The following is a 19,284-nucleotide window of genomic DNA, read 5'->3' on the forward strand; positions in this document are numbered from 1 at the left end:
ACGACTCCGCTTGTGCTGTCAGAAAATAGTTGTTTCTACGTCAGGTCGCTCCACGCGCCCCAGAACCGCTGGAGTGCGGTGAAGTGACCGATGATGGCGAAGACGACGAGCAACCATCCGACGACGGTGAACCCGGCGATAGTCCCGGTGTAGACGGCGGCGACGAGACCAGTGATGCCGATGAGGGCGAGTCGGTCGGCCCGGCCGACGAGTCCGCCGTAGGCGCGCCCGAGGCCGACGGCCTGAATCTGCGTCCCGAGGTACGAGGTCATGAGGACGCCCGTGACGGCGGCGAGGCCGAGTGCGAACGAGTCGATACCGGCGGCGAGACCAACGAGGACGACGATGTCGGCGTAGCGGTCCAGCACGTGGTCGAGCATGTCGCCGGCCTTCGACGAGACGCCCTGCTCGCGGGCGAGAGCGCCGTCGACGAGGTCCAACCAGCCATTGAGGAAGACGAAGACGGCACCGAGGCCGTACCACAACGGGTCGGCGATACCGAACGCGACGCCCGCCGCGACGGCGAAGGCGAACGCGATGACGCTGACGCCGTTCGGTGAGAGTCCTGCGGTATCGGCCGCCGAGACGAACGGTGCGAGGAGTTTGTCTGCCGTGTCGCGATATTGGTCCAGCGTCATAGGTATTCGATGAAGTCGACGGTTCCTGCCGACGGTTCGCGCTTCCCTTCGGCGACGGCCACGATTTCGTCGGCCACTGCCTGCGGGTCGCGCTCGGTGGTGTCTATCTCGTAGACGGCGTCCTCGCCGTGGAACTCGACCGCTTCACCGAGGATAACGTCGAGGGCTTCCGACTCGCGGTTCTCGCGTGCTTTCGCCTCGGCCTCGCCTCGTTCGACGAGTCGTTCTTCGAGTACGTCTGGTCGGCAGCGGAGGACGACGACGCGGTCGGCGTCGAGGTGGTGGGCGAGGTGACTCTCGACGATACCGTCCCAGTCGCCGAGGTGGTCGCGGACTGCGTCGAGGTCCACGACGAGTGTGTCGCGGTCCTCGTCGCGTTCGGTCCAGAGACCGTCGTCCTTCACGAGTTGGTTGAGGTGGACGACGGTCTGGTCGAGTGCGTCGGCGACGAGGTCCGTCGCCGTCGTCTTTCCGGTTCCGGGAGTCCCGGTGACGACGAGTCTCACGCCGTCGGCACCTCCGAGACGACACGGTTGAGGACTTCGACGGCGCGTTTCGTCTGTGCGTCCGTGCCGCAGGAGATGCGGATGCACTCGGGGAGGCCGAAACTCCCGCAGTCGCGGACGATGACACCCTCTCGCTGTGCGGCCTCAGAGACGGCAGTGGCGTCACCGACTTCGGCGAGGACGAAGTTACCGGCGCTCTCCCACGTCGGCACGTCGAGTTCTTCGCGGAGGTACTCGCGGGCCCACGTCGCGGACTCGACCGACTTTTCGACGTGGTCTGGGTCGTCGAGAGCGGCGAGTGCGGCGCGGCACGCAACCTCGCTCGCGGCGAAGGGGGTGTTCACCCGGGCGTAGGCGTCAGCCCACTCTTCGGGGACGCACGTGTAACCGACCCTGAGGCCGGCGAGGCCGTAGGCCTTCGAGAAGGTGCGCAGGACAGCGATGTTGTCGTACTCCGAGAGCAGGTCGATTGCCGACGGTTCCTCGGAGAACTCGCCGTACGCTTCGTCCACGACGAGGAGCGTGTGGTCTTCGACTGACTCGGCCAGTTCGACGAGTTCCGTTCGCGGGAGGACAGACCCACTCGGGTTGTGCGGCGTGGTCAGGTAGACCATGCGCTCGCCGTCGTAGGCGTCGAGCACCGCGTCTGCGGTCTGCTCGAAGTCGTCGGCCTTCGACACCTCGTACTGGATGGCATCGCCGTGGTGGTAGCGAGCGCTCATCGAGTAGTACGAGAACCCGGGTGACGGTTCGAGGATGGTGTCACCGGGTTCGAGCATCGCGCGGGTCAGATAGTCGATAGACCCGTCGGCACCGGGAGAGACCCACACCTGTTCGGGGTCGAGACCCCACTTGTCGGCGAGGGCCTCCGTCAGGTCGGTGTGCGCCGTCTTCGGGTAAACGCTCACCGTCGGCGCGGCGTCTTCGATGGCCGCGACGGCCTTCGGACTCGGGCCGTGTGGATTCTCGTTCGAGGAGAGTTTCGTCAATTCCTCGGGGTCCAACCCGAGTTCGCGGGCGACCTCCTCTGTCCCGCGGCCGGGTACGTAGGGAGCGTGCGCGGAGAGGTCCCGTGGTTGCATGGTCGAAGGATGCGGGTCGCGGTTCTTAAGGGTGCGTACTCTGGGCCGATGCCGCCGGCCACACCGCGTCGCTGCCACTCTCGTCTCTTCTCTCAATCGCCGCCGGAGAGTGGTCGATACTGGTCTGGCGGGGGACTCTCGTCCAGTGCGTCCGGGACGAACAGCGTCGAGTCACCGAAGTCGCGGATTATCCCTTGTCCTTCCCGGCCGGTGAGGAACCCGATGTACGCCATGGCGAGCGTGTAGTTCACGTCGTGTCTCGCGGGGTTGGTGGCGATGACGGCGTACTCGTTTCGAAGGATTTCGGGCCCGCCACCGAGTGGACCTTCGACGAACGGGACGAGCGACGACGAATCGGCCACCACGCTGTAGGTTCCTCTATCGACGAGCGTGTACGCACCGCGCCGACTCGCCTGTCTGAGCGTGTCGCCCATCCCGTCACCGGTGGCCTGATACCACCGACCCGCCGGGGTGATTCCGGCTTCGGTCCACAACGCCTGTTCTTTGCGGTGCGTTCCGGAGTCGTCGCCGCGGGAGAGAAACAACGCCTCAGAGTCGGCAATTGCCCGAAACGCACCAATTGGGTCGTTTCCCACCGAGTCGATACCGGCCGGGTCGTCGCTGGGGCCGACGACGAGGAAGTCGTTGTGCATCAGGTCGCGCCGATTGACGCCGTGGCCCGCGCGGAGGAACGCGTCTTCGGCGCTCCGGGCGTGTGTGATGACCACGTCTGCGTCGCCGTCGGCGGCGGTTCGCAAGGCCGCGCCGGTTCCCTGAACCAGCGTCTTGACCCGCACGCCGAACCTGGCTGAAAATGCGTCGTGAAGCGCGTCGAGCAAGCCAGTGTCGTAGGCAGTCGTCGCCGTCGCGAGAACGAGGTCACCCGTCCCGGCGTCGGCTTCGGTCGTTGCGTCTGCCGTCGAGCGACTGCCGGTGTCCTTCATCTCGGTACGCTCGTCTCCGCCCCCACCGAGACACCCTGCGGTAGCGACAACACCGACCGTCCCGACTGTCTGGAGGTACCGACGCCGCAGCATTGCATCGTGGGTTCGTCCGCGAGGTGGTAAATTAGTCTGGTATCGTTCGAGCAACTGGGAAACTACCGCTGGTTACTCGACGTCTCGCCGGAGCGATTCGGCGAGACGGACTGATAACGCGGCGATGGTGAGCGTCGGGTTCATCGCGCCCCCCGTCGGGAAGACACTGGACCCAGCAATCCAGAGGTTTTGCAGGTCGTGCGTCCGGCACTCGGCGTCGACGACGCTCGTCTCCGGGTCGTCGCCCATCCTCGTCGTTCCCATGTGGTGAAACGCCGGGCCGGTGTTCTCCGGGCCGACAGTCCAGTCGACACCGACACCGAGTTCGTCCAGCACCGACGCCTGAATCTCGTTCGCGCGAGCGAGTGCCGCCTTCGTCTCGTCGTCGACCGACCAGTGGACCTCCGGGACCGGGTCGCCCAAATCGTCCGTCGTCTCCGAATCGAGCGTGACGTAGTTGTCTTCGCGTGGAAGTTGTTCGACCAACGCACCCATCGCGATGTGTGTCCCGTAGGACTCCGCCAACTGCGTCCGCAACTCGTCGCCCCACGTGTCGGCGTGGAGCGCATCGACGACCGGAGAGGGGCCGGCGTAGTTCAGAAACTCCAGTTTGAGACCGTTGACGGGGTCGGTGTCGTCGTAGAACTGGTGCGTCTCGCTGGTGTTGAAGCCGACGTGGTTCTGTCTGGTCGACCTGTCGAGGCGGCCACCCATCCCGGCGAAGAGGTGGTCCATAAAGTAGCGTCCGACTACGCCCGACGAGTTGGCGAGGCCGTCAGGATACGCGGCAGACGCCGAGAGCAGGAGCAATCGGACGTTCTCGACGCCGCCGCAGGCGAGGACGAACTGGTCTGCCTCCTGCCTGTGAGTCTCTCCGTCGGGTGTGGTGTACCTCGCGGCCACGACGCGTTCGCCGGACTCGTCGTGTTCGAGGCGTCGGACGCGAGCGTGGTCGATGACGCGCGCGCCAGCGGATTCGGCTTTCTCGACGTGCGACTCGGCGGTGTACTTCGCGCCCGACGGACAGACCGGTTTGCAGGTCCCGTATCCGACACACGACGAGCGCCCGTCGTACGGTTCCGAGTTGCGCGCGTTGGGAACCGAGTGCATGTCGATGCCGAGTCGCTCGCACGCCTCGGCGAAGATGGAGTCAGAGTGTGACGGCGGAAACGCGGGCAGTGGATACGGTTCGTCACGCGGCGGCGCGTACGGATTATCGACCGCACCAGCGACCCCAAGTTCACGCTCAGCGGCGGCGTAGTACGGTTTCAGGTCGTCGTACGAGATGGGCCAATCGACGCCGACACCGTGGCGCGAGGCGAGTTCGAAGTCACGTTCGTGGAGCCGCATGACCATCCCCTGCCAGTGGAGCGTGGTCCCACCGACTCCCTTCACGCGGGCGTCGTTCAGCGGATAGAACGACTCACCCGACGACGTGAACTCGTCACGGGGGCCACCCATCTCCCACGGGTTGCCGAGGCCGGGACGGAGGTGTCGGTCCAATTGGTTCCGCCTGTCACCGTCGAATCTGGGTCCCGCTTCGAGGACGACGACGCTCACGCCTGCTTCTGCCAGTCGGTGGGCGACGATGCCGCCCGCCGGTCCCGCTCCGACGATACAGAGGTCGGCATCCTCGACGGGTGTTCGGTCAGTCTCGGCGGCGTCACTCATCGTCTCGCTCTCCTTCGGCCGCAAGCGTCTCCATCGTCGCTCGTCTGTAACTTTCCGTCCCGCCGGGGTGTCCGATGGGGTTCTCGATGCCGACGAGGCGGCCGCCAGTCGGTGAGGCGTAGAACGCGTAGAGGAGTTCGTTCACGACGTGGAAGCGGAGTCGCTCCGAGATGGTGCCGTCCGGGACGGGGTCTGCGGTGTCGACGCCGAGTTCACGCAGCAGCGAATCTCGTTCATCGGTCGGCAGGTCGAAAAACGGCGCGTCGTACCAATCGCGGGCCACGCCGTCGAGTTCAGCGGCGGCCGCGTGCATCTGCGAGTCGCGTTCGTCGTCTCGCACCCGTCCGAAGACGTACGTCTCGACGAATTCGGGAACGCCGGTCGCCTCGCTCGGATAGACGACTTCTGCCACGGCGACCATCGTCGGCAGCACGTCCGTCGCCGGGCCACCGTCGTCGCCCGTCTCGGCGGACTGGTCGTCCGCCGTCGGCGGGGTGAATCGGTCGGCGGCGACTGCTCCGCCGCCGACGATACCCATGCCAGCGAGAACTGTGAGTGCGTCCCGTCGAGTCAGTCGCATTCGGCGGGGATTAGGCAAGCCTAAACTTATGGCTTGTCCTCTGTCGGTGGTCCCGCGTCGGAACGCAGTGATTCCCGTTCAGTCCTGTCGCACGTCGTGTTCGAGGACGCCGACGCCTTCGATTTCGACTTCGACGTGGTCGCCGTCGACGAGTGGGCCGACGCCTTCGGGGGTCCCAGTCGAGATGACGTCGCCGGGTTCGAGCGTCACGTACGTCGTAATCTCGGCGATGAGTTCCGGGATGGAGAAGATGAGGTGCTCGATACTGGAGTCTTGTCGGGTTTCACCGTCGACCCAGAGGGTGATGCTCGCGTCCTCGGGGAGGTGTTCCGGGTCGGCGAGGACTGGGCCGAGGGGTGCCGCACCGTCGAAGGCTTTGCCGCGGACCCAATTCGACTCGATGTCCTGGTCGTCGCGGTTCGACACGTCGTTCATGATGGTATACCCCGCGATGACCGACTCGGCGTCTTCGACAGCGACGTTCCGGCACTGCTCGCCGATGACGACGGCCAGTTCGGCCTCGTGCTCGACGTTTTCCTTCCCTGCTGGGAGGGTGACGGTGTCTTGATGACTCGCCACGGCGTTTGGCGGCTTGAGAAAGAGCAGTGGTCGGTCTGGAACTTCCTCGTCGCGTTCTTCGGCGTGCTTGGCGTAGTTGCGACCGATGCAGACGATTTTGGTCGGGTCACACGGCGGAAGGACATCGACTTCGCCGAGGTCGTACCTCTCGCCACCGAACGAGACGGTGTCTCCGTGCCACTCGCCCGTTCGGACTGCGCCTGCCGGGTCGCGGAATCGAACGTGGTGCATGGGCGACGAGTCTGTTTCGGGCGTGATAGGTCTTTACATCCCAGCGCTCACTTCGGTGGTGATTCAGTTCCCGAAGACAGGTACTGAACACCGAGTCTCCGTGTGGAGATTCAGTACCCACTGACTGTCTGACCACCGATGATGTGTGAGAATGTTGATATTATCTCCGGTACATCCTACTAGCACGAAATATGTCTTCGTCGTACATCATCGAGTGTCGAGACTGTGAATTCGAGAAACGAACGATTGGCGACGAGTTCGCGCAGTGGGCCGCCGACAGACACGAGCGTGGTGAACAGCACTCCGTGACCATTCGCGACGTTTCGTCGGGGATGACAGTCTACTCGTCGCCACTGTGAGTGGCGGACGAGACAGCAGACTCGTCAGTTCGTGCTTCTCGGTCTGTCCGGTCTTGGTGACGGAGCGACGAACGGACAGTTACACCCGCGTCGTCTCTCAGGCTACCGGGCTTGTATCGCGACTTCGGCACTCTCGCACTCGATTGCGAACTCACTGACTTCGAGTGGGTCCACAGGGATGTCGTGTGCCTCTTCCATGTGTTCTTTCAGTCGCACACCGACTTCCTGAGCAGAGGTTCCTTCGACCGTCGTACCGCAGTGAGAGAGACAACTCGATTTGAAGGGCATAGGTATCGTCTCAGGGACTCTGTGCGGATATATGTTGCTACACACGCAGGTTCGTTTCCGCGGGCAACTCGTCTCTCACCGCTACCGAACCGAGAGAGTCCGCTCCGCTCACCGAAGGTCCATCCCGACATCGAAGATGGCGAAGGCGCAGACGACTCCGAAAGCGAGTGCTGCGCTCGGCATCCCAATCGAGAGGTCCAAGACGCGCGTCGTCCCAGCGACGACAGCGAGACTGACGACGTAGTAGAGCGTCCGAATTACGACCGACTGAGTGCGAGGGAGTACCCGAATACTCGGCAACGCCAGTATGGCACCGAACGCGAACCCGCCAGCGACGAGGAACGCACCGACCAGTCCACCACCACCGGCGTCGGCGAGGGCCCCGGCGAACGTTCCGAGTCCTAACGTCGCGTTTAGATACGCCGCCCGTCGGACCAGAAAACCGTAGCCAGCGTCGGGGCCGAGGCCCAGTTCGTTGTCGTCGATTCGGTGCCACGGCGGGCCAACCGAGAGGGCACCCATTCGGAACGCACCGATAGTTATCGACGCGACGCCCAGCGAGATGATGGCGCTCGTCGTCACCGCGACGGGTGTGACGACGGCCGAGAACGTAATCCAGAGCATTGGGAGGGCGAGAAGCAGGTGTTGGCCGAGGCCGTAGTAGATGATGGCGTCTAGCCACGCGTCGATGCTGCCGCGACGGTCGTCGAGGGCGGCGGTCTGTCCCCCGTTTTGACGGTATCCCTCGTCACTTGGAGCCATCACACAGTCAATGTGACTGTAGAATGAAAAGTAGTCCCCCGTCTCGGTACCCGCGACACTGGAGCGCGGCCAGACCACCCCACGCGAATAGCTTTTTGTGTATTTCGTGTGTAACTCCGAGACGCTATGGAACTCACCTGGCACGGTCACTCGACGTGGTACGTCACAGTCGGAGACACTTCGCTCCTCATCGACCCGTTCTTCGACAACCCCTTCACCGCTCTCGACCCGAGCGACGTGGAGACGCCGGACTACATCCTTCTCACTCACGGTCACGCCGACCACATCGCCGACGCAGCCGAGTTCGACGGCGCGACTGTCGTCGGGACGCCCGAAGTTGTCGGCTACGTCGAAGCCGAGATGGGCGTCGACGAGACGCTCGGTATGAACATCGGCGGGACCGTCGAACTCGGCGACGCGTTCGTCTCGATGGTCCGTGCGGACCACACGAACGGCCTCGGAACCAGCTACGAGTACGACGCCGGCGTCCCGGGCGGGTACGTCGTCAGCGACACGAAACCGACGCAGGTGTCCGACAGCGACTCGACGACATTCTACCACGCAGGCGACACGGGGCTGATGACGGACATGCGCGAGATATTCGCTCCGTACCTCGAACCGGACGCCGCTGCCCTCCCTGTCGGTGACCACTACACTATGGGGCCGTGGCAGGCCGCCATTGCCACCGATTGGCTCGACGTCGACCACGTGTTCCCGATGCACTACGACACCTTCCCCGCCATCGAAATCGACATCCGTGATTTCGAACGCGAAGTGAAAGCGGTCGGGAGCGACGCGGACGTACACGTCCTCGAAGCGGACGAGTCGTTCACTCTCGACTAGAACGCCGCGTCCATTTCTCACGGTCTTTCACGGTCGTTTGTGCACGAGAGCGCCCGAGTGAGCAACTTTTACGGTCGAATATTCCTTCTGGCACGATGGATGTCCGACATTCAAACCTCGACCGTCAGTGACGAAGGGTTCGCAACTACGAGCCAAGTCGGCGGCTTCGACCTCCAAATCGACGCGCTCGACGAAGAAGGGCCGAACCCGAACGCAACGCTCGTCGCGACGTACGCCTCCTGTTTCCTCCCCGCCTTCCGTGTCGGTGGTCAGAAGACGGGCTTCGACGACCTCGGCAAGATTCAAATCGATGCGGACGCCGACCTCGACGAGTCCGACGACCTCACCGAGATTCGCTTCGACGTGTACGTCGAGGCTGACCTCTCCGACGAGGAGTTCGCAGCGATTGCGGACCTCGCCGAAGACATCTGCCACGTCCACACGGCACTCCGCGACGACCTCCGGGCGGACGTGACCGTCGTCGGCGACGCGTTCTAAGTAACTACTGTCCGGTTTCTTTTCGCGACCGAAGAAGAGCGCGTGTGGTGTTCGACAGCCCAGTGCGTCTCGACTGATTAGTCCTGACGCTGTCGGTATGTCCGAAGACTCATTGCTTTTCCTTCCGCGATGATGACCTCGCCATCTTGCGGGTCTGCTTCGACGACGTCGTCGACTTGCTCGGGAAAGTATGGGCTGTTCGGTTCTTCCATGGCAGACACTACGCTTCGGGTGTTAAAAATCTTTGTCAGACATTCTCACGCGCGATTTTGCTTCGCGTGAGGTGTCGTTCAGTCGTCTGCGGCCGCTGCGGCGGGTTCGTGGCTGATTTCGGTCCCGAGCACGTCGAGGAACGCCGCCAACCACTCGGGGTGGTCCGGCCACGCCTGTCCGGTGACGAGATTGCCATCGACGGTCACTTCGTCCACCCACGAACAGACTGCGCGTTCGACTTCAGGTTGGACCGCCGGATAGGAGGTCATCTCGTACCCGTCGAGGACGCCCGCGGCAGCGAGAATCTGCGGCCCGTGACAGATTGCGGCGACGGGCTTGTTCTCGTCGAAGAAGTGCCGGACTGCATCGAGTACCTCGTCGTAGCCACGGAGATATTCGGGTGCGCGTCCACCGGGGACGACGAGTGCGTCGTAGTCCGCGGGGTCGACGTCGGCGAACGTCGCGTTCAGCGAGAAGTCGTGGCCGCGAGTCTCCAGATAGGTCTGGTCGCCGCGGAAGTCGTGGACGGCGGTTTTACACGTGTCTCCATCCGATTTCTCGGGGCACACTGCGTGTACCTCGTGACCCACCATCTGGAGCGCTTGGAACGGTACCATCACCTCGTAGTCCTCGACGAAGTCGCCGGCGAGGAGCAGAATTTTCTTTCCGGGCATGGGCTTCACCCAGGCCGTACTTGTTGGCTCAGAACGATAATGATTGTGCAGGGGACAGCGGGGGAGCGAGAGCGTGGTCGGCCGAGTTAGCGTGGGGAGCGATAGCCTACCGGCCGAATTCGGCCGTGTGTCCGAGGCGACCCCGCACCGATTAGGCGAAGAGCACTTGGCCGATGTCCCCCAGACTGTCGAGTACGTGGTCAGGTTCGTACTCGCTGTTCGCCAGTGCCGCGTCGTCGGTGACGCCTGTTCTGACGACTGCGGTTCCCATCCCGGCGTCGAGGCCGAACGCGATGTCGGTGTCGAGTCTGTCGCCGACGATGAGAACGTCTTCTGGCGGGAGTCCGAGTCGGTCGAGGACGATTCCCTGTGCGACTGGCGACGGTTTCCCGAGAATCGCATCTGGCTCTCTGCCAGCGACGCCGGCGACGGCGTGGATGACAGCGCCAGACCCGGGGATGTCGCCGTCTGCGGTGGGGATGACGATATCGGGGTCGGTCCCGTAGAACTGTGCACCGTTTCGGAGGGCGACGTAGGCGTCGCGCATGTCGTCGAAGTGGAAGTCTCGGTCGATGGCGACGACGACAACCTCCGGGTCGTCGGTGGGGCCGACGAGTTCGAGGCCCGCCTCACGGAGTTGGTCGTGGAGTCCAGACTCGCCGATACAGAACGTGCGCGCACCGGGATGTTCGTCGGCGAGGAAGACAGTGGTCGTCGTCCCAGACGTGACGATTTCGTCGGTGGATACCTCGATGCCCGCGCCGCGAAGTCGGGACTCGTACGCAGGCGGTGCTTTGGTCGGATTGTTCGAGACGAAGAGGCGGTCGAGTCCAGCGTCTTCGATGGCCGCGAGACCGTCGAGCGCGCCCGGTATGGCTTCGTCTCCGCGAACGACTGTCCCATCCACGTCGAGGACGACACCTCGGTATTCCATCGTCCGAGGTAGGGTCCCACCGCTGTTGAACGTTCGCCCGGAGAACTATTATGTGGAATGGTGACGTACCTCAGTGTATGGGTGTCTCTTCGAAGCGGCTGGTCGGATGGTTGCGCGGGCCGGCGACTGGAAATAGTGCCATGGGCGTGTACGGGCTCGTGACAGCGATGGTCGCGGTCTTTTTGACCTACTCCATGATTGCGACGCTATCGGTCGTCGTGCCGTTGCTGTCGACGACGGCGATACTCCTCACGACCATAATCGTCTGGGTCGTGACGTGGGCGATTCTCGACGTACTCGCCAGTAAATTCGTCCACAAACCGCCCCAGTAACACGACTCGTAAGTCTCCGCCCCAGACCCGGCCGGTTCGTCCCAGAACCAAAGAACGATATGCGCGAACCTCTACCGTTCTACCGTGACGAATACGCAGCTGACACTCGTCCAGATCGACAACTACGGGCCGTGGACGGTCACGCCTGACCCGCGACGGGAGATGGACCTCCAGACGCTCCAATCGCGGCTCTTCGCCGACTTGGCCCAGTTCGTCGGCTCTCGTGACGGGTATGTCTTCTTCACCCGCTTCGACAACATGGTCGCCGTCACGAACGGTCTCGACCGTGAAGACCACCAACTTCTGCAGGAATCCATCGCCAACCGATACCCCGTGACGCTCAGTCTCGGTATCGGCACCGACCGGAACCCTGCTGTCGCACTCGAACGCGCCACCGACCACGTCCAGCGCGCCGGAAGCGCACAGGACGGTGACCGCCGCGAAGTCCTCTCTGGCGACACACTCGCCGAGGCTGACCGGTCGTCCTCCGACGTGCAGATTGCGCACTTCGACGTGAACGACGCGACGGGGAAGTACACCGACCGACTCAACGAGTTCGACACGTTCATCCACATCGAGCAGGGCTACGCCTCGCTCATGCGCTACCTCCGAGAAGAACACGGTGCGCTGTCGTTCTTCGTCGGCGGCGACAACATCATCGCGGTCACGCCCGACCTGACCACCGACCAGTACCGGGCGGCCATCGACCACGTCGAAGCGGAAGCAGACGTGGAACTCAAAGTCGGCGTCGGAACCGCGAGCAACGCCCACGAGGCAGGATTCGCCGCGAAACACGCCCTCGAAGATTGCCGGCACCTCGGGACGACCGTCGAGTTCGCAGACGCCTCAGTCGAACCTGCAACCGACTGACCGATGATGGGGCGCGCGGTCTACTTCGTCGGTCCCGAACGCGTCGAAGTCCGTGACCGCGCTGTTCCCGAACCCGGCCCCGGCGAAGTTCGCGTCCAGACACTGACCTCGGCCGTGAGTTCTGGAACCGAACGACTCGTCTATCGCGGTGAAGCCCCGACAGACGTGCCGGCCGACGAGTCCATCGCCGCCCTCGACGGCGACCTTTCGTTCCCACTCAGATATGGCTACGCGGCCGTGGGTGAAGTCGAAGCGGTCGGTGACGACGTTGGCTCCGAATGGCTCGGTCGTCGCGTCTTCGCGTTCAACCCCCACGAGACACGATTCCTCGCGACCCCCGGTGAACTGTATCTCGTCCCAGACGACGTGAGCGACACGCAAGCCGCGATGTTGCCGACGATGGAGACGGCGCTCAACTTCGTGATGGATGGGAACCCACTCATCGGTGAGCACGTCGTCGTCTTCGGACAGGGTGTCGTCGGCCTCGTGACGACTGCGCTCCTCAGCCAGTTCCCACTCGCGAGTCTCACCGTCGCCGACTGTGTCCCGGAACGGCGTGCTCTAGCACTCGACCTCGGAGCGACGGCGGCAGTTCACCCCGAATCACTCGACCCACCAGCGGACGGTGCAGACCTTACGTTCGAACTCTCCGGAAACCCGGACGCGCTCGACGACGCCCTCGCAGTGACGCGATACGCCGGGCGGGTGCTGGTCGGGTCGTGGTACGGGACGAAACCGGTGACACTCGACCTTGGCGGGCGCTTCCATCGCTCTCGAATCAGCGTCGAGAGTAGTCAGGTGAGTACGATAGCCCCCGAACTCAGAGGCCGATGGGACGCCGACCGACGGTTCTCACTCGCGTGGGAACACCTGAGTGACCTCCCACTCGACTCGCTCGTGACCCATCACGTGGCCATCGAGAACGCGCCCCGCGCCTACCGTCTTCTCGAAGACGACCCGGACGAAGCCGTCCAAATCCTCTTTACCTACACGGACGATTGACAGGTCATGTACCGTGTCTCGGTCCGTCGGGACGTAATCGCCCAGCACTACCTGACGGTCCCCAACCCCGGACCCGAAGGAGAACTGCACTCCCACGCGTTCACCGTCGAAGTCGAACTCTCCGGCCCGGAGTTGAACCAGTACGGGTACCTCGTCGACATCGACGACGTGAAAGCCGCGCTCGACGCGACGCTCTCGCGATACCGCGACGTGACGATGAACGAACTCGTGGAGTTCGCCGGACAGAACCCGAGTGTCGAGCGGTTCGCCCACCAGGTGTGCGAGCAGTTCGTCGAGGCCGCCACCCTCGAAACCCCATCGCACATCTCGGTTCGTATCTGGGAGGACGACGTCGCGAGTGCAACGTACGAGACGCCACTCTGACGTGGACGTTGGACTCGTCGTCTACGGTCCACTCGACGACCGCTCCGGAGGGTACCGCTACGACCTCGAACTCGTTCGTGGCCTCCGCGCCGCGGGCGACGAGGTGACGGTCGTCTCGCTCCCCGAACGGTCGTACCGTCAGCGCCTTCGAGACAACGTCTCGGCGCTCAGGCGACTTCGCGACATCGACGTAGACGTCCTCCTTCAGGACGAACTGTGCCACCCCTCGCTCGCCGCGGTGAATTCCCACCTCGACGACACGCCCGTCGTCTCCATCGTCCACCATCTCAACTCACGAGAGGCACACCCACCGTGGCGACAGCACCTTCAGCAGGCCATCGAGTCGCGTTATCTCCGGTCTGTCGATGCGTTCGTCTTCAACAGCGAGACGACGCGGGAGACTGTCGCTGCCGTGACCGACCCGGACCCGAACGTCGTCGCGTACCCCGCAGGCGACCGATTCGCTTCCGACGGTGTTCCGCTGGACGACGACGAGATTCGTGCGCGCGCTACCGACGGACCACTCCAAATCGTCACTGTCGGGAACCTCGAACCACGGAAGAACGTCGATGGGTTGCTCCGCGCACTCGCTCGAACCAACGGCCAGTGGCGGTTGACCGTCGTGGGTGCGGCAGTCGACGATAGGTACGAGCACTCGCTTCACGCCCTCGCCGACGAACTGGGAATCACCGACTGGGTGACGTTCACAGGCCGACTCTCGGACGCAGACCTCGCCGCGACACTTCGGCAGTCACACCTCTTTGCGCTCCCCTCGCACTACGAAGGGTTCGGCATCGCCGCCCTCGAAGCGATGGGGTTCGGACTGCCGGCACTCGTCTCTGCTGCTGGCGGCGGGAGTGAACTCGTCACCCATCGCGAAGATGGGTTCGTCGTCGACCCGACAGACACCTCGCAGATTACCGACGCGGTTGCTCCGTTGGTCCGGAACCGCTCTCGACTCGTCTCACACTCGCTCGCCGCCCGTGACCGGTTCGTCGAACACGAAACGTGGGACGAGACGGCGCAGACCGTCCGGTCGTTTCTGACAGACCTCGTCGCAAACGTCGAGTGACGCGTCAGTACACTCAGTCGGTGGTCGCTCTGACCCACTCTTGAAGCGTGAAACGGTCGTAGGGGGTCTCCGATTCGAGTCGCCACTCGTCGTCGTCCCACTCGGGATAGAACGTGTCTCCCTCGTACTCGCCCGGGACTCTGCTCAACACCATCCGGTCGAGGGACGGTTGAAAGAGGGTGTAGATTCCTTCGCCGCCGATGACGTAGGCCGTCTCGGCGTCGAGCGACTCGGCTATCTCGATTGCGTCGTCGACGGACCGAGCGTGGTGGGCCGTCTCCACGTCGAACTCCCGCGTACTCCTGCTGAGGACGATTTGGGCGCGTCCCGGCAAGTCGTCCAGCATCGATTCGAACGTCTTTCGGCCGAGAATCACCGGGTCGTCGGCGATTCGACTCCGGTACTGTCTCTTGTCTTCGGGGATGCTGGGCCACGGGAGTTCACCGTCTCGACCGATGACGTTGTTCTCGGCGAGGGCAGCGACGGAGACGAGTTCCATTACCGACCCGACGAGTCGTTCGACAATGATGCTTCCGCCACTGGTCGTTTCGTCCGACCCGGTCGTGTGGGCCGACGACTGGAGGGCGAGCGACGGTGTCTCTGTTCAATTCACGTCTAGCGTCCCGTCAGACCCGACGACGATATCGTACCCGGCGTATTCGAACACGACTGTCACGGACGACCGAGTGTCGGTCGAAGTCGAAGAGAGGAGGGTTTCGAGTGCGTCCGGGTCGATTGCGTCGTAGAGTTGTGGGTTCAAGTCGGTAGGGTCGACGCCTTCCCGGTCGGCAACTGCTCGGACGACTGCTGCGGAGACGCCGTGTCGCGGGGGGACCTTGTGTTGCGACGTTGATTCTGACATCGTCGGCTAGTTCAGTATCTGACCGGGTTAGCGTTGCTCTTACCTATGTAAGAGGATTTTTCAGGGGGAGCAGTGGTCTGTGTAACCGTCGAAACGTCGAGGGAACAGCGAGTGGTCACTCAACGTAGTCGTCGACGATATCTTCGGTGAGTGTCGCGAACGCTCGTCGGAGTCGTCCACTGAACGCCTGCCGGGAGACGCCTACCTCGTCGGCCAGCGTGTCGAGACTACTGCCTCGTGGGTCGTCGAAGTAGCCTCGTTCGTACGCGAGTTGTACTGCTTCGTACTGTGGGCCAGTGAGTCGGTTCTCGCGGTCATCTCGCTTCGGCCTGTCCTCTGCGAGTCTAACCACCCGAATCGGGATGCCGTCCTCTCTGAGTTCTGTGATGAACGCAGAGAGCGGTGCTTTGCTCCCGCCTCGGAACTCGAAATGCCACTGCTCTGCCGTTCCGCTCCCAGATAATAACGCGAGTTCCGAGTCGCTTATCGAGACCATCGTGTCGTTGAACGTGCGGTTCCACACGACGCGATAGAGCGTTCGCTCGTCGTGTGTACTGAGTACCGAAATCTCTTGGACAGCACCCTGTTCACGAGTCGCGCGAACGACGTCCGCCGGAGGTGCGCCCCGAACCCAGATGAACGGAACCACGGCATCCATCGTCGGAACGACCCGGTCCAGTTCGACCCGAACGTCGGGGAGCGTACTGAACGCCTTCCCGATTCGAAACCCGTCGGCAGGAATCGTGAGTTCGGCGTAGACTACCATACCTCGCGTTTCGACGCGAGAGTGCTTGTATCCGTGCCAACGAGTCGCATTCTGCCAGTGTCACGGTATCGAACGACAACGGGAGTCTCAGGTGAGAAGCGTCGGAGAGGACGAGGTGGGACGAGACTCCCCACCGAATGGTGTGCCTCTGACAGCAGCAATCGTAAATTCGTCACAGAAGAACTTATGTATTCTCTGAGTCACTATAGCACGCCACCACATCGTCTCGATACTCGCCGACTCCTGTGACCCATCGTAATATATACCCTCCCACCGAGATACTGTGCATGACCGAGCGTCGGGACCGATTTACCGGTGATGCAAGTATCCTGTATCACACTGCGGTCCGAACGCCACTCTCGACGAAGCAGGCCGAGCGGATGTTCTACGAGAACATGACGAACATCGCCGAGGCACGAGAGCAACGGGCGGAGATGCTCGCAGACCCCGACGTCCCACTTCTGGCCGCCTACGAGGCGGAACTCGACCGTGTCGCGGCGAGTTTCAAACGCCGACTCCGCCGTATCGCCGGCGAGGAGTACGCAGAGGTTGCGATGGCCTACCACCGGGGCGAACGAGACGATAGAATCGGGAGACTCACCGCGTACTACATGGAGGGCCTCTGGCGGATTCAAGAGCGCACGACCATCACCGATATGCTGTTCTTCCCGCTCATCCTCCGGTACCCCGATAGCTTCACCGTGAACGTCCGGTTCGCCAGCGGATACAAGACCACCGAGTCGGTCATCTACGAATCTCCCGAACACTCCTCGGAAGAACTGGACGACGAGCACGCCGAGACGTACTACAACGAGAGTCAGTATTCGCAACGAGAGGCCGCAGCGTACGTCCGCGAGACTGCACAACTCATCCGCGAGGAGTTTCCCGACCCCGACGAGACTCCGTTCGAGGACCGAAAGTACGGTGGCATCGTCTCCGCGGGTGGCCGGCGAGAGTCGGCTTTCTCCTCGATGCTCACGTCTGTCGAACCGGACCCGGAACGGTTCGACGAACCAGTTTCGGAGCCAGTGTTGGTCGACGCGGGGCGCGAAGCAGAGCGGACGGAGCAAACGTTGTTGCCAGAGTGCGAGATTATTTTGTGAGTAGGACCACGTCGACACTATGACCGAAACGATTCAGGGCACAGTCTTGCACGTCGTCCCGCCGGACGAACTGGACGACCAAGACCTGGCGCCCGGTCTCCACGAGTTAGCCGAGTCGCGATACGTGGTCGTACTCCGACGCGGAGGACACCCCTCGTTACTCGACCTCATCTGGGCGTTCATCCGTCGCGACCCAATCGAGGCGGTGACCGTCGTGACAGACCAGCGTGTCCACGAGGACGACGAACTGACACTCACTGTCGAGGAGACGGATATGGCCGGCGTCTACGTCACAGCGTCCGTTGGACGGGATGTGGACTAGTCTCGTTGATTGGGCGGCATCCTGCCGTCTCGTTGGTGGTTAGTTCGCAGGACGGTGTGTGAGCACCCACCACCCTACCCCGTGCAGGGAGTGGATGGGTGGCAAAATCGGTGATTTTGCTGGCGTTGTGGTTTCTCCGGTACGCTCAGTGCTCAGGATACCATTTCTTATCAGCACCACCGACAGCACAGACGTTTTGTGAGAGACCGATGGCGAATACCTCAGAATGTGGCACGAACCGCGCGACACAGACAGAGGGTGTATGCAGCAGTTGGGGGGAGACAATTCTGGCCAACCATCACGACATACCCGTGAAACTCGAAGGTCAGCGTTCCGATAGTGTTTCGAAACAGTGTGTTGAGGGCGTCTGGGGGACCGCCTGGAAAAGCGAATACTGGAGGTCCTCGCTACTCTCGCCTTCACGGGCCGCGACGGCCTCGACGACCGCATACTCACCGACCCGCTCGTCTCCATGACTCTCACCAGCGGTTCACAGTTCTTCAAACTCTCACTCCACGCAACCCCCGAATCCATCGAGTGCATTGCCGGCCACCTCGGACGTCAGGGCCAGGTGCCGGGGAGCGCATCCGGGTGCGCTGTGAGGAGCTCGAGGGCCGGTTCGATGGCTTCGAAGTCCTGCCCCCGACGAATCGTATCGGTGGTTTGGTCCCACTCGAGATATCCTTCGGCCTCGAGCTTGGGCAGATGGACGTGATGGAGTCCGATGCGGATTCGTTCTTCTTCCCTTCCACCCTCCCGTGACCCGAGACAGACCTGCGTGACTGCATCGACGGTTCGTGGATTCGAGGCGGCGAGCAGAACCAAGATTTGCCGGCGATAGTGGTGACTGAGAAGAGCGAACAGTTGGTCGAGTGACTCACGGTCCGAACGTGCGGTATGAGGTTCCCCAGACATGTTTGAGGTCATGGTCAGATTCCAGAACGGGTGTGGTACCCCCCTGATTCACTCGTGGCAAGAGAAGAAAGGAATAACAATGATATAATCGTTGCCCCAATTGCAGATTTCAACAATTCTATCCAGCAAATTCGCACATTTGAATGACAACAATGCGAATTCCACAATTGTATAATTGTAATGTTACGTTTAATCGGAAATAAAATCGGGCGTCTGGAATTCGAATTCTGCCCAGGGCCGGACGTGGTGACTCGTGATAATCTCCGAGGAGAGCACCTCGAGTTCCATCGATGCGAGCTTGTTTGTGATGGTCGTAAGGTTACGGGTGTCAGTCGCGACGGTCTCGATGTAAAGATTGCGCGTGCTGGTGAGCATCTCTCGGACGTCGATGACCCCCTGTACCTCGATAGCGGCGGCGGCCAGCTTTTCGCGTTCCATCGGGTTGGCGTTGCAGACGAACAGTACGTGGAGCGGGAAGTTCGCGAGTTCGTAGTCGATTTTGGGGTAGTAGCCCTCTATAATTCCGACCTGTTCGAGTTTCTCGATTCGATTGCGGACGGTGCTGGCGGAAACCTCTACCTCCTCGGCTATCTCTGCGGTGGTGGTATTTCGGGCGTCGCGCTGCAGCGCGTAGAGGATGCCGTGGTCGATGTTGTCGAGTGAGAAATTGCTCACACCCCCACGAGGGGCTCAATAACTATAATCCTCAGCCGGGGTAGTAAGCTGAGCACGGAACGATTCGAAGGTGCTCAGTACGTGCG

General features: G+C 62.4%; 27 protein-coding genes. 10 read left to right on the forward strand and 17 right to left on the reverse strand.

The window, feature by feature from the left end; genetic code table 11:
* Nucleotides 1-35: 35 nt before the first annotated feature.
* The 7 genes from GJR96_RS13905 to GJR96_RS13935 form a co-directional block, all read right to left on the reverse strand.
* Nucleotides 36-638 carry a CDP-alcohol phosphatidyltransferase family protein gene (locus tag GJR96_RS13905; protein ID WP_151163477.1) on the reverse strand — a complete coding sequence of 201 codons (603 nt, stop codon included), beginning with the start codon at nt 636-638 and terminating at the stop codon, nt 36-38.
* Nucleotides 635-1,144, reverse strand: coding sequence for an adenylate kinase family protein (locus tag GJR96_RS13910; protein WP_151163478.1), 510 nt, complete (start codon nt 1,142-1,144; stop codon nt 635-637). The genes GJR96_RS13905 and GJR96_RS13910 overlap by 4 nt, the downstream gene beginning before the upstream one ends.
* Nucleotides 1,141-2,226, reverse strand: a complete 1,086-nt coding sequence (gene hisC / locus GJR96_RS13915; RefSeq protein ID WP_151163479.1) for a histidinol-phosphate transaminase — start codon at nt 2,224-2,226, stop codon at nt 1,141-1,143. Before hisC ends, GJR96_RS13910 begins: the two co-directional genes overlap by 4 nt.
* A gap of 92 nt (nt 2,227-2,318) precedes the next feature.
* Nucleotides 2,319-3,263: a substrate-binding domain-containing protein gene (locus GJR96_RS13920; protein ID WP_151163480.1), complete on the reverse strand. Its 945-nt coding sequence runs from the start codon at nt 3,261-3,263 to the stop codon at nt 2,319-2,321.
* 72 nt (nt 3,264-3,335) lie between these two features.
* Nucleotides 3,336-4,934 carry a GMC family oxidoreductase gene (locus tag GJR96_RS13925; protein ID WP_151163481.1) on the reverse strand — a complete coding sequence of 533 codons (1,599 nt, stop codon included), beginning with the start codon at nt 4,932-4,934 and terminating at the stop codon, nt 3,336-3,338.
* A complete protein-coding gene (locus GJR96_RS13930; protein ID WP_151163482.1) occupies nt 4,927-5,514 on the reverse strand; it encodes a gluconate 2-dehydrogenase subunit 3 family protein in 588 nt (195 codons plus the stop codon). Before GJR96_RS13930 ends, GJR96_RS13925 begins: the two co-directional genes overlap by 8 nt.
* A 78-nt stretch (nt 5,515-5,592) precedes the next feature.
* Nucleotides 5,593-6,324, reverse strand: coding sequence for a fumarylacetoacetate hydrolase family protein (locus GJR96_RS13935; protein WP_151163483.1), 732 nt, complete (start codon nt 6,322-6,324; stop codon nt 5,593-5,595).
* Between the two features lie 191 nt (nt 6,325-6,515).
* Here GJR96_RS13935 and GJR96_RS13940 point away from each other — a divergent pair, with 191 nt between their 5' ends.
* The gene (locus GJR96_RS13940) at nt 6,516-6,683 is read left to right on the forward strand and encodes a hypothetical protein (protein WP_154326236.1); all 168 of its coding nucleotides are present in this window, start codon (nt 6,516-6,518) and stop codon (nt 6,681-6,683) included.
* Nucleotides 6,684-6,785: 102 nt separating this feature from the next.
* Here the strand turns inward: GJR96_RS13940 and GJR96_RS13945 are convergent, their stop codons facing one another.
* Both GJR96_RS13945 and GJR96_RS13950 read right to left on the reverse strand, forming a co-directional pair.
* Nucleotides 6,786-6,971 (reverse strand): DUF1059 domain-containing protein, encoded by a 186-nt coding sequence (locus GJR96_RS13945; protein ID WP_151163484.1) that lies wholly within the window; start codon nt 6,969-6,971, stop codon nt 6,786-6,788.
* A 108-nt stretch (nt 6,972-7,079) separates the two neighbouring features.
* Nucleotides 7,080-7,733 carry a hypothetical protein gene (locus GJR96_RS13950; RefSeq protein WP_151163485.1) on the reverse strand — a complete coding sequence of 218 codons (654 nt, stop codon included), beginning with the start codon at nt 7,731-7,733 and terminating at the stop codon, nt 7,080-7,082.
* Between the two features lie 126 nt (nt 7,734-7,859).
* Here GJR96_RS13950 and GJR96_RS13955 point away from each other — a divergent pair, with 126 nt between their 5' ends.
* Together GJR96_RS13955 and GJR96_RS13960 are read left to right on the forward strand one after the other, a co-directional pair.
* Nucleotides 7,860-8,576 (forward strand): metal-dependent hydrolase, encoded by a 717-nt coding sequence (locus GJR96_RS13955; protein WP_151163486.1) that lies wholly within the window; start codon nt 7,860-7,862, stop codon nt 8,574-8,576.
* 99 nt (nt 8,577-8,675) lie between these two features.
* Complete coding sequence (locus GJR96_RS13960) at nt 8,676-9,074, forward strand: OsmC family protein (RefSeq protein WP_151163487.1); 399 nt, start codon at nt 8,676-8,678, stop codon at nt 9,072-9,074.
* Nucleotides 9,075-9,151: 77 nt separating this feature from the next.
* Here GJR96_RS13960 and GJR96_RS18420 read toward each other — a convergent pair whose 3' ends face one another.
* The 3 genes from GJR96_RS18420 to GJR96_RS13970 all read right to left on the reverse strand — a co-directional run bounded on the left by GJR96_RS18420 (nt 9,152) and on the right by GJR96_RS13970 (nt 10,895).
* On the reverse strand, nt 9,152-9,286 hold the full coding sequence (locus GJR96_RS18420) for a hypothetical protein (protein WP_255471312.1): 135 nt from the start codon (nt 9,284-9,286) through the stop codon (nt 9,152-9,154).
* Nucleotides 9,287-9,364: 78 nt separating this feature from the next.
* Nucleotides 9,365-9,961 carry a DJ-1/PfpI family protein gene (locus GJR96_RS13965; protein WP_151163488.1) on the reverse strand — a complete coding sequence of 199 codons (597 nt, stop codon included), beginning with the start codon at nt 9,959-9,961 and terminating at the stop codon, nt 9,365-9,367.
* A 151-nt stretch (nt 9,962-10,112) separates the two neighbouring features.
* The gene (locus GJR96_RS13970; RefSeq protein WP_151163489.1) at nt 10,113-10,895 is read right to left on the reverse strand and encodes an HAD-IIA family hydrolase; all 783 of its coding nucleotides are present in this window, start codon (nt 10,893-10,895) and stop codon (nt 10,113-10,115) included.
* A gap of 77 nt (nt 10,896-10,972) precedes the next feature.
* Between GJR96_RS13970 and GJR96_RS13975 the strand changes: the two genes are divergently transcribed.
* The 5 genes from GJR96_RS13975 to GJR96_RS13995 all read left to right on the forward strand — a co-directional run bounded on the left by GJR96_RS13975 (nt 10,973) and on the right by GJR96_RS13995 (nt 14,555).
* Nucleotides 10,973-11,227 (forward strand): hypothetical protein, encoded by a 255-nt coding sequence (locus tag GJR96_RS13975; protein WP_151163490.1) that lies wholly within the window; start codon nt 10,973-10,975, stop codon nt 11,225-11,227.
* A gap of 84 nt (nt 11,228-11,311) precedes the next feature.
* Complete coding sequence (locus GJR96_RS13980; protein WP_151163491.1) at nt 11,312-12,097, forward strand: GTP cyclohydrolase III; 786 nt, start codon at nt 11,312-11,314, stop codon at nt 12,095-12,097.
* A gap of 3 nt (nt 12,098-12,100) precedes the next feature.
* The gene (locus GJR96_RS13985) at nt 12,101-13,099 is read left to right on the forward strand and encodes a zinc-binding dehydrogenase (protein WP_151163492.1); all 999 of its coding nucleotides are present in this window, start codon (nt 12,101-12,103) and stop codon (nt 13,097-13,099) included.
* 6 nt (nt 13,100-13,105) lie between these two features.
* Nucleotides 13,106-13,483, forward strand: a complete 378-nt coding sequence (locus GJR96_RS13990; RefSeq protein ID WP_151163493.1) for a 6-pyruvoyl trahydropterin synthase family protein — start codon at nt 13,106-13,108, stop codon at nt 13,481-13,483.
* Nucleotide 13,484: 1 nt separating this feature from the next.
* Nucleotides 13,485-14,555, forward strand: coding sequence for a glycosyltransferase family 4 protein (locus tag GJR96_RS13995; protein WP_151164053.1), 1,071 nt, complete (start codon nt 13,485-13,487; stop codon nt 14,553-14,555).
* 13 nt (nt 14,556-14,568) lie between these two features.
* On the opposite strand, the gene GJR96_RS14000 is transcribed toward GJR96_RS13995, so the two are convergent.
* From GJR96_RS14000 to GJR96_RS14010, 3 genes are all read right to left on the reverse strand, one after another.
* Complete coding sequence (locus GJR96_RS14000; protein ID WP_151163494.1) at nt 14,569-15,054, reverse strand: dihydrofolate reductase; 486 nt, start codon at nt 15,052-15,054, stop codon at nt 14,569-14,571.
* A 105-nt stretch (nt 15,055-15,159) separates the two neighbouring features.
* Entirely contained in the window at nt 15,160-15,417 is a 258-nt protein-coding gene (locus GJR96_RS14005; protein ID WP_151163495.1) for a HalOD1 output domain-containing protein, read from the reverse strand.
* 115 nt (nt 15,418-15,532) lie between these two features.
* The gene (locus GJR96_RS14010; RefSeq protein ID WP_151163496.1) at nt 15,533-16,183 is read right to left on the reverse strand and encodes a helix-turn-helix domain-containing protein; all 651 of its coding nucleotides are present in this window, start codon (nt 16,181-16,183) and stop codon (nt 15,533-15,535) included.
* Nucleotides 16,184-16,470: 287 nt separating this feature from the next.
* Here GJR96_RS14010 and GJR96_RS14015 point away from each other — a divergent pair, with 287 nt between their 5' ends.
* Together GJR96_RS14015 and GJR96_RS14020 are read left to right on the forward strand one after the other, a co-directional pair.
* Nucleotides 16,471-17,286, forward strand: coding sequence for a hypothetical protein (locus GJR96_RS14015; RefSeq protein ID WP_151163497.1), 816 nt, complete (start codon nt 16,471-16,473; stop codon nt 17,284-17,286).
* 19 nt (nt 17,287-17,305) lie between these two features.
* On the forward strand, nt 17,306-17,608 hold the full coding sequence (locus GJR96_RS14020; RefSeq protein ID WP_151163498.1) for a DUF7526 family protein: 303 nt from the start codon (nt 17,306-17,308) through the stop codon (nt 17,606-17,608).
* 561 nt (nt 17,609-18,169) lie between these two features.
* Here the strand turns inward: GJR96_RS14020 and GJR96_RS14025 are convergent.
* On the reverse strand, nt 18,170-18,535 hold the full coding sequence (locus tag GJR96_RS14025) for a DUF7344 domain-containing protein (RefSeq protein ID WP_151163499.1): 366 nt from the start codon (nt 18,533-18,535) through the stop codon (nt 18,170-18,172).
* Between the two features lie 177 nt (nt 18,536-18,712).
* Nucleotides 18,713-19,198, reverse strand: coding sequence for an Lrp/AsnC family transcriptional regulator (locus GJR96_RS14030; protein ID WP_151163500.1), 486 nt, complete (start codon nt 19,196-19,198; stop codon nt 18,713-18,715).
* Nucleotides 19,199-19,284 lie beyond the last annotated feature (86 nt).

The organism is Haloferax litoreum (assembly GCF_009674605.1).
GTDB classification, from domain to species: Archaea; Halobacteriota; Halobacteria; order Halobacteriales; family Haloferacaceae; genus Haloferax; species Haloferax litoreum.